At 53.0% G+C, this 13,289-nt stretch carries 10 protein-coding genes; 9 read left to right on the forward strand and 1 reads right to left on the reverse strand.

Features of this window, described 5'->3' with window-relative positions:
• Positions 1-46: 46 nt before the first annotated feature.
• Positions 47-1,141: an alpha/beta hydrolase gene (locus tag INP79_RS08835; protein ID WP_228519836.1), complete on the reverse strand. Its 1,095-nt coding sequence runs from the start codon at positions 1,139-1,141 to the stop codon at positions 47-49.
• 288 nt (positions 1,142-1,429) lie between these two features.
• Here INP79_RS08835 and INP79_RS08840 point away from each other — a divergent pair, with 288 nt between their 5' ends.
• From INP79_RS08840 to INP79_RS08880, 9 genes are all read left to right on the forward strand, one after another.
• On the forward strand, positions 1,430-4,498 hold the full coding sequence (locus INP79_RS08840; RefSeq protein ID WP_194753951.1) for an ExeM/NucH family extracellular endonuclease: 3,069 nt from the start codon (positions 1,430-1,432) through the stop codon (positions 4,496-4,498).
• 53 nt (positions 4,499-4,551) lie between these two features.
• Positions 4,552-5,319 (forward strand): PEP-CTERM sorting domain-containing protein, encoded by a 768-nt coding sequence (locus INP79_RS08845; protein ID WP_194753952.1) that lies wholly within the window; start codon positions 4,552-4,554, stop codon positions 5,317-5,319.
• 52 nt (positions 5,320-5,371) lie between these two features.
• Positions 5,372-7,669, forward strand: coding sequence for a 5'-nucleotidase C-terminal domain-containing protein (locus INP79_RS08850; RefSeq protein WP_194753953.1), 2,298 nt, complete (start codon positions 5,372-5,374; stop codon positions 7,667-7,669).
• A gap of 22 nt (positions 7,670-7,691) precedes the next feature.
• Positions 7,692-8,204 carry a PEP-CTERM sorting domain-containing protein gene (locus INP79_RS08855; protein WP_194753954.1) on the forward strand — a complete coding sequence of 171 codons (513 nt, stop codon included), beginning with the start codon at positions 7,692-7,694 and terminating at the stop codon, positions 8,202-8,204.
• A gap of 174 nt (positions 8,205-8,378) precedes the next feature.
• On the forward strand, positions 8,379-10,055 hold the full coding sequence (locus INP79_RS08860) for a DUF2341 domain-containing protein (RefSeq protein WP_194753955.1): 1,677 nt from the start codon (positions 8,379-8,381) through the stop codon (positions 10,053-10,055).
• Between the two features lie 9 nt (positions 10,056-10,064).
• Positions 10,065-10,475 (forward strand): biopolymer transporter ExbD, encoded by a 411-nt coding sequence (locus INP79_RS08865; RefSeq protein WP_019883051.1) that lies wholly within the window; start codon positions 10,065-10,067, stop codon positions 10,473-10,475.
• Positions 10,476-10,478: 3 nt separating this feature from the next.
• Positions 10,479-10,883: a biopolymer transporter ExbD gene (locus INP79_RS08870; protein ID WP_019883050.1), complete on the forward strand. Its 405-nt coding sequence runs from the start codon at positions 10,479-10,481 to the stop codon at positions 10,881-10,883.
• Between the two features lie 2 nt (positions 10,884-10,885).
• Positions 10,886-11,602: a TonB C-terminal domain-containing protein gene (locus INP79_RS08875; RefSeq protein WP_194753956.1), complete on the forward strand. Its 717-nt coding sequence runs from the start codon at positions 10,886-10,888 to the stop codon at positions 11,600-11,602.
• A gap of 49 nt (positions 11,603-11,651) precedes the next feature.
• Positions 11,652-13,280, forward strand: coding sequence for a putative porin (locus INP79_RS08880; RefSeq protein ID WP_194753957.1), 1,629 nt, complete (start codon positions 11,652-11,654; stop codon positions 13,278-13,280).
• Positions 13,281-13,289 lie beyond the last annotated feature (9 nt).

Consider the following 13,289-nt stretch of genomic DNA (forward strand, 5'->3'; position numbering starts at 1 on the left):
CCGTAAAAACGCCCACCGACAGGTGGGCGTTTTTATTTCTCTGCCATTAATGTATTTCCCCGTTGCCAGCAAAGGCCTTGCGCAACTCGCCAATCGCGAACACCTGTGCTTCCCGGGCTTTGGAAACGACGTCGGCCATGCCAAAAAACTCATGGGTGACGCCTGTGTAATGGCGATATGAAACAGATACGCCATCATGCTTCAGGCGTTCGGCAAAAGCTCTGCCTTCTTCATATAACGGGTCTATTTCTGCCGTGATGATGGTGGCAGGAGGGAGTTGTTTCAGCGATCGTGCCTTATCCGGCAAGGCATAAGCACTATTGGCCTCCAGAGGCTGGCTATAGTGCCCGAAAAACCAGTGCATCATGGCGGCATTCAATGGTTTGGCATGGGCATTGTCTTCATAGGATGCATTCTGCGTGTCATTATTGACCAGTGGATAAATTAGCAATTGATGTAGCGGCAGAGGTACATCCTTGTCTCGCGCCATGAGTGAGGTCACCACGGCAAGATTGCCCCCTGCGCTTTCACCGGCCACGGCAATGCGCTGGCGGTCACCATTTAGCTCTCCAGCATGTTGACGCAACCATTGGTAGGCTGCAAACGCTTCATTCGGCTGAGTCGGGAATGGGTGTTCAGGCGCCAGGTGATAATCGACCGCGACCACGATGGCCTGTACACCTTGTGAGAGTGCCAGAATCGACGCTTCATAGGTTTTACTGTCGGCTAGCACAAAGCCACCGCCATGAAAGTAGAGGATGACCGGAAAAGGCCCTTCGCCGATAGGTGTGTAGACGTGTGCAGGAATACTCTCTAACGGCCCGCCGGGGATGCTGATTTCCTGGCTGAAAACCTGGGCAGTGGCGGGGAACTGGCCTTTTTCCTGCAACAAGCGCTTGACCGCATCTGCGGGTGTCGGTTGCAAGCGCGCTTCCGTTGGTGTCAAAGTTTCAATCGGCTTGCCACCCAGTGCTGTCAATGCATCCAGCACTAATTGCATGTCCGGGTCTGCCTTTGGTGGCTCAGGTAGCGCAGGCATCATTTCGGCCAATGGGGCACCGCCTTCAATGCCAGGCACTGTATCAATACTGGGTACTAGGGCTGCGACTTTGTCGAGTAACGATTCATGTGTGCTTGCCATTCTGCGTCCTTTCTTGAGTTCAAACTGATCAAAATCAAACTGTAGGCCAGCTTGCGGGACATGGCTGTCCGGTGTGGGAGCAATCTAATGTAGGACAAGCCATCCGGCACAATGTTGGTGCATGTGACTAGTGCAATGGTCTGGGTATTGACCAAAAACTGTACGAATTGCAGCTGGTTTTCTAGTCCGACCTGCCTAGCACGCTGGAGTGAAACTTAATATTGACGGCAATCTAAATTGCTAAAGTGTTCAGGCTTTTATCGAGTCATAAAAACTTCGGAGTCCTGAATGAAATTGAAAAAAATGCATTGGGCGCTGGCCTGGTTAGGCCTGTCCTCCCTAAGTCTTCCTGTCTATGCTGAGGTGGTGATTAGCCAGATTTATGGCGGCCAGGGCAGTGTGTATAACCAGGACTTTGTTGAGTTATTCAATGCTGGTTCTGCCGCGGTGAATATCAATGGCTGGTCTGTGCAATATGGTAGTGCGACCGGTACCGGCAACTTCGCTGCCAATGGCGTGACCACACTGTCTGGCGTGTTACAGCCTGGTCAATATTACCTGGTGGGCTTGCGCAGTGCCGCCAATGGCCTGGCATTACCTACGCCTGATGTGGGCAATAACGCTACCGATATGAGCGGCACCAATGGCAAGGTGGTGCTGGTGAATAACAGCACTGGCCTGGCCTGTAACGGTGGTTCAGTGGTGTGTAGCCCGGCCCAGTTAGCACAGATTGTGGACTTGGTCGGCTATGGTACGGCTAACTTCTTTGAAGGAGCAGTGGCTTCGGCCATCAACAGCAGCACAGCTTTGTTACGTAAAAACAATGGCTGCCAGGATACTAACCAGAACGGCAGCGATTTTGTGACAGGTGCACCCGCGCCACGTAATAGCAGCAGTGCAGTCAATGTGTGTGGCGGCGGTAGCGGCACTAATCAGCCGATTGTGACTTCCTGCCCAACGGTGACTTTGCAAGTGGGCGAAGCTGGCTCGGTATTGCTGCAAGCGTCTGATGCTGACAGCATCGTGAATGCGGCAACCTTGTCAGCCTCTGCGCCAGCCGGTATTACATTGAGCAACTTTGTCGCCGCGGGCAGTGATGGTCAGTCTGCCAGTGCGAGCTTGCAACTGGATGGCAGCTTGCCAGCAGGTAACTATGCTGTTGACGTGCAGTTTGCCAACAACGAAGCCCAAACGGCCACGTGCAGCGTGAGCATCAATGTACAAAGCAGCAGCATTACCCGTATTTTCCAGATTCAGGGCAGCGCCTTGGGCGTGGGCTCAGTGAGTCCGCTCAATGGGCAGACCGTGACCACTGAAGGTGTCGTGACAGCTGTGTTCCCAGGTTTGAATGGTTTTTACATACAAGATGCTAGCGGCGATGGCAATCCACAGACTTCTGACGGTATTTTTGTCTACCTGGGTTCGGGCGTGACACCGACTGTGAGCAAAGGCCAGAAAGTCCGCATGACTGCCAGCGTAACGGAATTCAATACTATCACCGAGCTGATCAATATCAGCGGCTTGCAAGTGTTGAGCAGCAACAATGTGATTCTGCCAACAGACATCACATTGCCAGAAGTGACGGAAGGCGATCTCGAAGCGTATGAAGGTATGCTGGTGCGCATCACCACGCCAATGACCGCTTCACAGAATTACTTTCAAGGCCGTTATGGCCAGGTGACCTTATCTGCCGAAGGCCGCATGATCAAGCCTAGCAATGTGTTCCCGGCGACGTCTGCGGCGGCGGCACAACTGGCGGATGACAATGCGCGCCGCCGCCTGGTGCTGGATGACGGCAGCAGTGTGCAAAACCCCAACCCGATTCCATTTATCGGCGAAGACAATACCTTGCGTGCGGGTGACGTCGTGGAAAACCTGACCGGGGTGATAGACCATGGCCTGATCACGGCGTCTAACCCAGGCCCGCGTGATTACAAACTGCACCCCACGGAGGCTGTGCAATTTACGCGTGAAAACCACCGTACTGCCGCACCTGCCAGCGTGCAGGGCAACCTCAAAGTTGCCAGCTTTAATGTACTCAACTATTTCACCACCTTCACTAACGGCGCTACTGCCAGTGGCCAGAGTGGGCAAGGTTGCAGCTTGGGTGGCAGCGTGTCTGCGTCTAACTGCCGCGGTGCCAATAACCTGGTCGAGTTCAACCGCCAGCGTAACAAAATCATCCGTGCCTTGACGGCGATGAATGCCGACGTAGTGGGTTTGATGGAGATCCAGAACAACGGCATCACCGCCGCGCAAAATCTGGTCGATGGCTTGAATGGCGTCTTAGGTGCCAATACCTATGCAGTAATTGCTGACCCGGCGACAGGTACAGGCACCGATGCGATCAAGGTGGCCATGATCTACAAACCGTCCAAACTGACACCGACTGCTGCGGCACTGTCTGATAACGACAGTATCAACAACCGTCCAACCCTGGCGCAGACCTTTAAGGCCGCCAATGGTGAGAAGTTCTCAGTCCTGGTTAACCACTTTAAATCCAAGAGCTGCTCGGATGCTGCAGGCGGTAACCAGGATCAGGGCGATGGCCAAGGGTGCTACAACCCGCAACGCCTGGCCCAGGCCAACCGTTTGTTGCAGTTCATCAATACGGTGCAAACGCAGTCTGGCGATAGCGATGTGGTGGTGATTGGCGACCTCAATGCGTATGGTAAAGAAGACCCTATCCTGACGCTGGCGGCGGGTGGTTTGCAAGACCAGATCGCCCGTTTTAACGGTGACACGGATTACTCCTACGTGTTTGATGGCGAAGCCGGTTACCTGGACCATGCCCTGGCGAGCAGCAGTATGGCCGCACAAGTGACAGGCACCTCGCACTGGCATATCAATGCGGATGAGCCGTTTGTGATTGATTACAACACCGAGTTCAAACCGCAAGACCTCTATAGCGATAGCCCTTACCGTTCTTCAGACCATGACCCGGTGATCGTCGGCGTGCAACTGGTGAAAACCATCAGCGGCAGCAGCCAGCGCGACACGCTGGTAGGCACCGTGGGTGACGATGTCATCACCGGTGGAGTGGGTGCAGACACTATCACCGGGCTGGCTGGGCGTGACACCTTTGTCTACCAAGGCATGCGTGATGCGACTGACACCATCACTGACTTTACGCCAGGCGAAGATCAACTGGACATCGTTGAACTGCTGCAAAGCGTAGGTTACACCGGTAGCCAGCCGTTTGCAGACGGTGTTGCACGCTGGGTAAGTGTTACAGGCGGTGTGCAATTGCAGATCGACACCGACGGCACTGCAGGGGCGGCGACTGCCAAACCGCTGGTGACCTTAAAAGGATTAGCCATGAATCAACTGGACGCCCACAGAGATGTGCGCTGGTAATTCAGTATCAATCATCAATCAATGTTTCAAATATCTAGTGAGAGGATAGTTTTATGAAAAAGATCAGTTTAATCGCCGCTTTGTTGTTGTCCAGCCAGGCCAACGCGGCCCTGAATGCCGGTGACATTATGTTCACTGCCTTTAACGCCGACGAAGATGGTTTGTCTTTTGTGACGTTTGTCGACATTGCCGCTAACACCACCATCTACTTCAGCGATAACGAGTGGACTGGCAGTGCATTCAATACTGGCGAAAGCTACAACCAGTGGGTTTCCGGCGATGTGGTTGCTGCTGGTACTGTGGTGCGTTTCTCCGCTTATGACAAAACCACGCTGTCAGCTTCTACCGGTGTGTTGTCCCGCGTCAGCGTAGGTGGCAGCAGCAACTGGGGGATTTCCAATTCTGGCGAAACCGTTTATGCCTACCTGGGCACTGGCGCCACCACGCCAACGACTTTCCTGAGCGCGATTACCAACGGCAAATTTACAACAGATGGCTCTTTGACCAACACAGGTCTGACTGCAGGTGTGAATGCCATTGAGCTGACTGCTAAAGCAGGTGCTTCCAGCGAGCCAGACTACGCCGAGTACAACGGTGTGCGTGACGGCCTGAATAACTTTGCTGATTACAAAGCGCAAGTGGCAAACGTGAATAACTGGAACGTAGACACCGTGAATAACAGTGCCTCTGCCGCATTGGTGCCTAACACCACTGCCTTTACTGTCGCTGCGGTGACGCCAGTGCCAGAAGCTGACAGCGTAGGCATGTTGCTGGCTGGCTTGGGCGTATTGGCCTTGGTACGTCGTCGCCAAGCACGTTAATACTTGAATGAATGCGTGCCGTGATGTGTCACGGCACGACATGGAGAATGTAATGTTTAAACTGAAACAATTAACCGCTTGCGTGGCACTGGCATTGACTGCCGGTGCTGCCTGGGCTGAGGGTGTGACGGTGTTACACGTGGGCGACCAGGAAAGCTGGTTGCTGTCTGCACAAGGTAACCTGCGCGATAACGCTGGTCAGGCCATTTCTTTTTATGGTGGCATCGACCGCCTAGCGTCTGTGATTAAAAATGCAGAAACCGCAGCGACCAGCCAAGGCCGCACTGTACTGAAGTTGAATGCTGGTGATGCATTCTTGCCTGGCCCGCGTTTTACCGCCAGCCTGAACAATTTGGCCAATAGCTACACCGATGGCGGCCAGGATTTTTACGATGCGATTGCCTTGCGCCAAATCGGTTTTGACGCCATGGTGTTTGGTAACCACGAGTTTGACCTGGGCCCGCAAGTGGCTGCGCGTTTTGCCAAAGTCTCTGGCAGCACCTATCTTTCCAGCAACCTGAATTTCAATGCTACGGCTGAATTCAGCGCACTGAAAGCCAGCGGTAAAGCGGCGCCTTCCAAAGTCATCACCACCACTGCAGGTCATAAAATCGGCCTGGTGGGTGCAACAACACCATTGTTGCCGAATATCTCCTCCCCTGGTGCGGTGAATGTGATTGGTTACGAGGCTAGCAATACCGAAGCACAAAACCTGCAAGCCCTGATCCCGCTGATTCAGGCAGAAGTGAACCGCCTGCGTAGTGAGCAAGGCGTGACGACCGTTATCCTGATGAGCCATTTGCAAAATGCGGCCAATGAAATCAGTGTCGTGGTGCCGGCGTTGACAGGCGTGGACCTGGTGTTGTCCGGTGGTGGCCATGAGTTAATGGTGGACCCTGATGATGCCCTGATCAATGGTGGTGTCGCCGCGACTTACACCTCTCACCCGGTGAATGCCACGGATGCGCATGGCCGTACCGTGCCGGTACTCACCAGCCATTTTGGTAACCGTTATGTCGGCCAGGTGAACTTCACGATTGATGATGCCAACGGTACTTTTGTTGCGATCGAATCCAGCAAAATGATGCGTGTCAGCGGTGCGACTGCCGATGCAGACCGCGTGAATGGCGATGCGACGATTCAAACGCAAGTGATCACGCCAGTGCTTAACTACATTTCTGCCTTGAACGCACAAATCATCGGCACCACGGCCGTGAAATTGAATGGCCCGACCCACACCACGTGTGCCGCGCTGCCTTGTACGTTTGTGGCAGGCGTACGTAACGCGGAAACTGGCCTGGGCAACCTGGTGGCTGATGCAATGCGCTTTGCTGGCAAAACCGAGGTAGCGATCCAGAATGGTGGCGGTATTCGTACCAATATCGCGACAGTGGGTAATGTGTCTATCGGCGATACCTTTAATGTGCTGCCATTTACCAACCTGGTCAAACGCGCACCAGAAGTCAATGCCACGCAGCTGAAAGACCTGCTGGAACACGGTTATGGCGATACCAGCCCGACCGGTCGTGCCAATGGCCGTTATCCGCAAATCTCGGGCATGCAAGTGGTGTATGACAGCCGTAACACCGCCAGAACCACGCAGGGCACGGGCAACCGTATTCAACGCGTGGTGCTGGATGATGGCACGGTGCTGATTGATAACGGTGTCGTTGTGAACAATAGCCGTACCTTCTCGTTCACCACGATAGACTTTACTGCCGCTGGTGGTGATGGTTTCCCGTTCGCCGCCAATGCCGTGGTGTTTGAAGATAGTCCGTTCACCATCACCTATCAGGAGGCACTGGCGAATTATATTCAATCGCCTAAAGCTGAAGGTGGCCTGGGTCGCTTGAGCAATGCAGATGGTGATGAAATCACCAGCAATATGTACGGCCTGGAAAATCAGTATGACAAAGGCGGCCGCCTGATTGACCTGGCCATTGCAACGACCACGCCTGGCGTGACGCGCACTGGTACAGCCAGCCGCGATGTGCTGGTGGGCACGGCCGGTGATGACATTATCAACGGTGGTCTGGGTGTGGATACGCTGACCGGTGGTGCTGGCAACGATGTGTTTGTGTATAGCAGCATGCGCGACGCTGGTGACACCATCACTGACTTCACGCCTTATGCCGACAAGTTACAGCTGACGGTCTTGCTGTCTTCACTGGGGATCTCTGCCAATACAGCACTCACTGGCGGTTACCTGAGCTTAGTTGATGTAACGGGTGGCGTACAGGTGATGGTCGATACTGACGGTGCCGCAGGCCCGGCAGCCGCCAAATCATTAGTGACTCTCAAAGGCTTGACCGCGAAACAAGTGTCGCCAGCCAGAGATTTCATACTTTAATGTTTACTAAAGGAATTTTGCAATGAACACATTCATGAAAAAAATCACGCTAGTGGCCTTGTTGGCTGTGGTGATGCCCGCCCAGGCGGCCATTCAATCCCTGCAGTTTGCAGGCCAGGTCGAGTCAGGTTATTACAACGGCACCAGCTACCAGGGCCAGTTCAGCTTTGACGATGCTGGTTTGCTGGCATCAGGCACTGAGCTGATCAATCTGAGTACTTTGAATTTCAACTTTGGTGGCAGCCTGTTTAACCTGGGTACACCAGCCTTGGCCGATGCCACGGCTGTGTTTCAGGACGGCGTGTTTACAGGTCTGGAGTGGTCTGTGGACTCAAACAGCCCAGCCATTGGTTTTAGCCTGATTGCCGGTTATGCCGATACTTCAGATGCTTTCTTTGCTTATGACACGGCGCTGGGCCTGTCTGGCACCGGTAGTCTGGCCTATGCTGCAGCAGTGCCAGAGCCGACACAATCCGGCCTGATCCTGGCTGGTTTGGGCCTGATTGGCTTGATCGCTGCCCGCCGCCAATCTTAAGACTATCCACGTGTACAATGCACGACAAAGCCCGGTTCGCCGGGCTTTTTTGTTGCCTGTCATCCTGCCCAAAAAGTGTGTGTCAGAAATAAATAGTCCGACTAGTCCGATCTTAATTTGTCTGCAACATTCGCTCTATAGACTTGCTGCTCGAATTAACTCGTCAGCGAAGCTATGAAGAAAACACTTGGTTTATTGCTTGGATTATTAGGGCTCAGCCTGTCTACGACAGTCATGGCAGCATGGAATGCAGATTGGGCGACACAACAAAAAATTACGATAGAAACCGCCAATATTAAAGAGGCTGTGAATCAGGCACCGGTACTGGTACGCCTGCATTCTGGCAACTTTGATTTCACCGGTGCCAATGTAGATGGCGCAGACCTGCGTTTTATCGCCGCAGATGATAAAACGGAACTCAAATTCTCACTTGAAAAATACGATGCGGTGAATGAGCTGGCTGTGGCCTGGGTGGTATTGCCGCAAGTGTCTGCCGCTAATAAAGAACTGGCGATCAGCTTATATACCGGTAACGAAAGTGCCAAGGCCGCCAGCGATGCACAAGCTTTGAACGACCCGGCCCTGCTGGCGCGGTTTGCGTTTTCAGACAATGCTTTGCTTAAAGATAGTGGCCCTAGCCAGCTGACTGCGAGTGGTAATGCAACGGTGCAAAAGGCCGGTCTGATTGCCGAAAGCGCCACACTCAACAATAGCCCTCTGACCATTACCTTGCCAGCAGCCCCTGCGCTGGCCAATGGCAGCACCTGGTCGGTGTGGTTAAAACCGGCCAGTTTGCCGCAAACCGCCGAGATTTTTAAAAGCGGTAACGTCACATTGAAACTCGACGGCAGTGCTTTGGCATTGCAAGCAGGTGCTGCCAGCACATCAGGCGGCGAGTTAAAAGCGGGTCAATGGCAACACATTGCGCTGGTGTTCCAGGGCGGCCAGGCCATGGTTTATGTCAATGGCCAAGTTGCAGGCCAGGTTGCTGCCAGCGATGCGCAGGCCGCAGCTGGCTTCACGCTGGGTCAAAATCTGAACGCAGAGGTGGACGAGTTACAACTGGCAGCCACTGCCCGTAGCGCGGCCTGGTTGGCACTGGTGGCGCAATCACAAGGAGCAGATGCCAGTATCGTCAAAGTGACGGCAGCCGACGCTGAAGAAGAGGGCGAGGGTGGCGAAGCCAACTACATGGGCATCCTGATCGACAGCCTGACCGTGGATGCCAAAGTGGTGATCGCGATCCTGGCGGTGATGTTCGCCATCAGTGTCTGGGTCATGGTGAGCAAAGCCCGTTTGGTGGTCCGTACGGATAAAGATAACGCCTTGTTCCTCAAGCGCTTCCAGCAGGCTTCTGCCAAGGATTTGCTGGACCTGGATAAAACCGGCACCTATGCCAACTCCAACCTGTTCGGTTTGTATAAAGCCGGTTTGCGTGAGATTAAAAAACGTGAACATGAAGGCAAAGTTGAATTGAGCGGCGCGTCGATTGATGCCATTAAGGCAGCCGTCGATGCCGACCAGGTACGTGAAACCCAACGCCTGAACAGCATGATGGTATTACTCACCATCGCAATTTCCGGGGGGCCTTTCCTCGGCCTGCTGGGTACCGTAGTCGGTGTGATGATCACCTTTGCTGCGATTGCGGCGGCGGGTGACGTTAACGTCAACGCGATTGCGCCGGGTATTGCGGCAGCTCTGCTAGCGACCGTGGCAGGCTTGGGCGTGGCGATTCCGGCCCTGTTTGGTTACAACTACCTGGCTAGCCGCGTCAAGAATATCACCATCGCCATGCAGATTTTTGTCGATGAATTCATTACCCGTACCGCTGAACTGTACGGTAAGGAATAAGGCAGCGAGATGTCAGAAGGCGTCAAGGAAGAGAACCAGCTCTACGATGAAATCAATATTACGCCCATGCTGGACCTGGCGTACGTATTGCTGGTGATTTTTATCATCATGACCACGGCCTCTGTGCAAGGCGTTAAAGTCGATATGCCGCATACCGTGAACTCCGCCGCGCTGGCCAAACCGCAAATGCGCGCGATCACCGTGACCAGTGACGGCAGTGTTTACCTGGATGCTTTTCCGGTGGATATGGCGCAACTGGAGCAACGTCTGGCTGAATATAAAAGCAGCAACCCTGAGTTGCCGGTGGTGCTTAAAGGCGATGCCGCGGCACATTATGAAAAGGTGTCTGAAGTGCTGGAAATCTGTAAGCGGCTGGACATTACCGAAGTTGGCCTGGTGACCAAGAAAGTGGTGGAGTAAACCATGCAGGTACAAAACGACGCTCAACCTTACGACACCATCAATATCACGCCGATGCTGGATTTAGCTTATGTGTTACTGGTGATTTTTATCCTGATGACTACCGCTGGCGTGCAGGGTCTGACCATGAATCTGCCCAAGCCATCTAACAAACCGAGTACCGAAAAACACGATATCAAGATCGTGCAGGTGCAACAGGGCGGCACGCTGACCATTAATGGTGTTGGTGTGAGCATGGCCGAGCTGGAAACCCAGCTTAACCAGGCCAAGGCCATGGACCCGAAATTCAACGTCATGATCAAAGGTCAGGCGCAAGCGCCTTATGCCGGGGTCATCGGCGTGATTGACCTGGTCAATCGCCTGCAAATTGAAAATGTCGGCCTGGTGACCGGCAAGATCGGGACATAAGCATGGCATTGCATGAAATGGATGCCGTGGCAGAAGAAACCCCTGTCTCTGCCACGCGCTTATGGACGACACGCATTGTGATTGCATTGCTGGTGTTGGTTGTGCTGGCAGGCATAGGCTATGGCATTAAAAAGTTATTGTCAGGTGGCCCAGCGCATAAAAAGCAAATCACCACGGTGAAGTTGTTGCCGGATACCCCGCCGCCTCCACCACCCCCGCCGCCAAAAGAGCCGCCTAAGGAAACGCCGAAAGAACAGCCTAAGGAAGCCCCAAAAGAGCCAGAGCCTAAACCGGTTGAAGCTCCACCTGCAGAGAACCTGAAGATGGAAGGTGCTGCTGGAGATGGACCAAGCCCTTTTGGAGCTGGTGCGGTGAACAACGAGTACAAAGGTGGCGATGTCACCACTGGCCCAAAAATTGGTGGCAAGAAAAATATGGCGGCATTCGCCTGGTTCACCAACAAGGTCGATGCGCAGATTAAAAAGGCGCTTGACGCTGAAAGTGGACTGAACAAGGTCAAGTATCAGGTCGATGTCAGGGTGTTCTTAAATGCGCAGGGAGATATTGATCATGCCGAACTGATTGATACCAGCGGCGATGCGGAAGTGGATGCCTTGATTCGCAAGGTGTTGAGCAGGATTCCTCCATTGAAGGAGTCTGCGCCTGAGGATATGCCAAGAAAAGTCGTCGTACGCATGGCTTCAAAAAATATGTCTTAAAAATGCGACAGGCAACGCGGTAAACGCGCTTAGTAATTAGGGAAAGAGAATGAATATTAAAGCAAAAAACTGGATGATTCCTTTGGTGGTGGCCAGTCTGTTTGGTACACAATCAGCAAGTATAAGTGCGGGTGAACGCGAGTCACTGGAGGAAGTGCGGGCAACCACCATGAGTTTGATTGAGTTGCTGGTGCAAGAGGGGGTGTTGTCCAAGGAAAAGGCGGATACCTTATTGCAGCAGGCTCAACAGGCCAGACAGAAAGCCAAAGAAGAGGCTGAGGCTTTAGCTGCCCAGAGCCCACAGCCAGTGGAGCAGGCGGTAGCTGGTCAGTCCAAGGCTATTCGTGTGCAATATGTCCCTGAACACGTTAAAAATGAAATGCGTGCTGAAATTGAGCAGGATGTGATGAAAAAGCTCAATTACAAAGCGGGTGAACGATTAGGCATTCCAGAGTGGATAGACCGCATCGAGTGGACTGGTGCACTGCGTTTACGCTACCAGCAAGATATGTTTGGCGATAGCAATGCCATTCCAGGCAGCCTGAATAACGAAGTACAGAATATGGTTGTCAATAACTCAACCGAAGACCGTGAGCGTCAGCGTGTACGTGCATTCTTTGGCGCGAATATCCATATTAACGACTGGCTGGACGGCGGTATCCGTTTCACCACAGGCATGTTGCAAACGCCAGTGACGCCTAACCAGACTGAGGGTTTTTCCCAAGGAAAATTTGTGTTCGGGCTGGACCGCGCTTTTCTTGAGGCTAAGCCGTATGACTGGCTGACTTTGACTGGCGGGCGATTTGCTAACCCGTTTTTTACCGGCAATCAGGTGTTTGGCACTGATTTGCTCTGGGATCCTGACCTGGCATTTGATGGATTTGTGGCACGGGCGAACCCGGCTATTAACAGACATTGGAAACTGTTCTCCTCAGTGGGTGCATTCCCGATTGAAGAGGTGGAAAGCTCTAATACCAATAAGGCCGGTGACAAATGGTTATATGCAGCGCAGGGCGGTATTGAGTGGACGGCCAGCAACGATAGCAAAGTAAAATTGGGCGTCGCTTACTACGACTTTAAAAATGTAGAAGGTCAGCGCAATCCGGTCAATGATAGCCTTAAGTATGCAGGTACCGTGCCATTGTGGCGCCAAAAAGGCAACCACACATTCAGTCTTAATGATGGCACGACCAATGGTGCTTTATGTGGTTCTACGAACGGTCTATGCGGATTGGCTTCCCAGTTCCAGTTGATTAACTTCACTGGTGAAGTTGATCTGGCGGTATTTGATCCTGTGCATGTGATCTTGCATGGTGCTTATGTGCAAAACATCGGCTTTGACGAGAAAGAAATTCAGCGTCGTACTGGCAACACATACAGAAAAGAAAATGAGGGCTATGAGCTCTCCCTGATGGTCGGTCACCCCATGATCAAGAAACTGCATGACTGGCAAGTGTTTGGTGGCTACCGTCGCCTGGAAGCGGATGCCATGCTGGATGGTTTCACTGATTCAAACTTCCGTCTTGGTGGCACCGATGCCAAAGGCTTTTATGTCGGGGCGCAATACGGGGTAGGCAAAAATGCCTGGCTGTCTTCAAGATATGTCAGTGCAGACGAAATTTCTGGTTTGCCATTCTCTGTCGATACGTTCTTTGTCGACTTTAATGGCAGGTTCTAAAGGAATAGC

Source organism: Methylophilus sp. QUAN, assembly GCF_015354445.1.
Classification (GTDB): Bacteria; Pseudomonadota; Gammaproteobacteria; order Burkholderiales; family Methylophilaceae; genus Methylophilus.

What these genes read in the sequence shown, in the direction of transcription:
- INP79_RS08835 (WP_228519836.1), bottom strand. Translation starts at nt 1,141, where the DNA reads ATGGCAAGCACACATGAATCGTTACTCGACAAAGTCGCAGCCCTAGTA.
- INP79_RS08840 (WP_194753951.1), top strand. Translation starts at nt 1,430, where the DNA reads ATGAAATTGAAAAAAATGCATTGGGCGCTGGCCTGGTTAGGCCTGTCC.
- INP79_RS08845 (WP_194753952.1), top strand. Translation starts at nt 4,552, where the DNA reads ATGAAAAAGATCAGTTTAATCGCCGCTTTGTTGTTGTCCAGCCAGGCC.
- INP79_RS08850 (WP_194753953.1), top strand. Translation starts at nt 5,372, where the DNA reads ATGTTTAAACTGAAACAATTAACCGCTTGCGTGGCACTGGCATTGACT.
- INP79_RS08855 (WP_194753954.1), top strand. Translation starts at nt 7,692, where the DNA reads ATGAACACATTCATGAAAAAAATCACGCTAGTGGCCTTGTTGGCTGTG.
- INP79_RS08860 (WP_194753955.1), top strand. Translation starts at nt 8,379, where the DNA reads ATGAAGAAAACACTTGGTTTATTGCTTGGATTATTAGGGCTCAGCCTG.
- INP79_RS08865 (WP_019883051.1), top strand. Translation starts at nt 10,065, where the DNA reads ATGTCAGAAGGCGTCAAGGAAGAGAACCAGCTCTACGATGAAATCAAT.
- INP79_RS08870 (WP_019883050.1), top strand. Translation starts at nt 10,479, where the DNA reads ATGCAGGTACAAAACGACGCTCAACCTTACGACACCATCAATATCACG.
- INP79_RS08875 (WP_194753956.1), top strand. Translation starts at nt 10,886, where the DNA reads ATGGCATTGCATGAAATGGATGCCGTGGCAGAAGAAACCCCTGTCTCT.
- INP79_RS08880 (WP_194753957.1), top strand. Translation starts at nt 11,652, where the DNA reads ATGAATATTAAAGCAAAAAACTGGATGATTCCTTTGGTGGTGGCCAGT.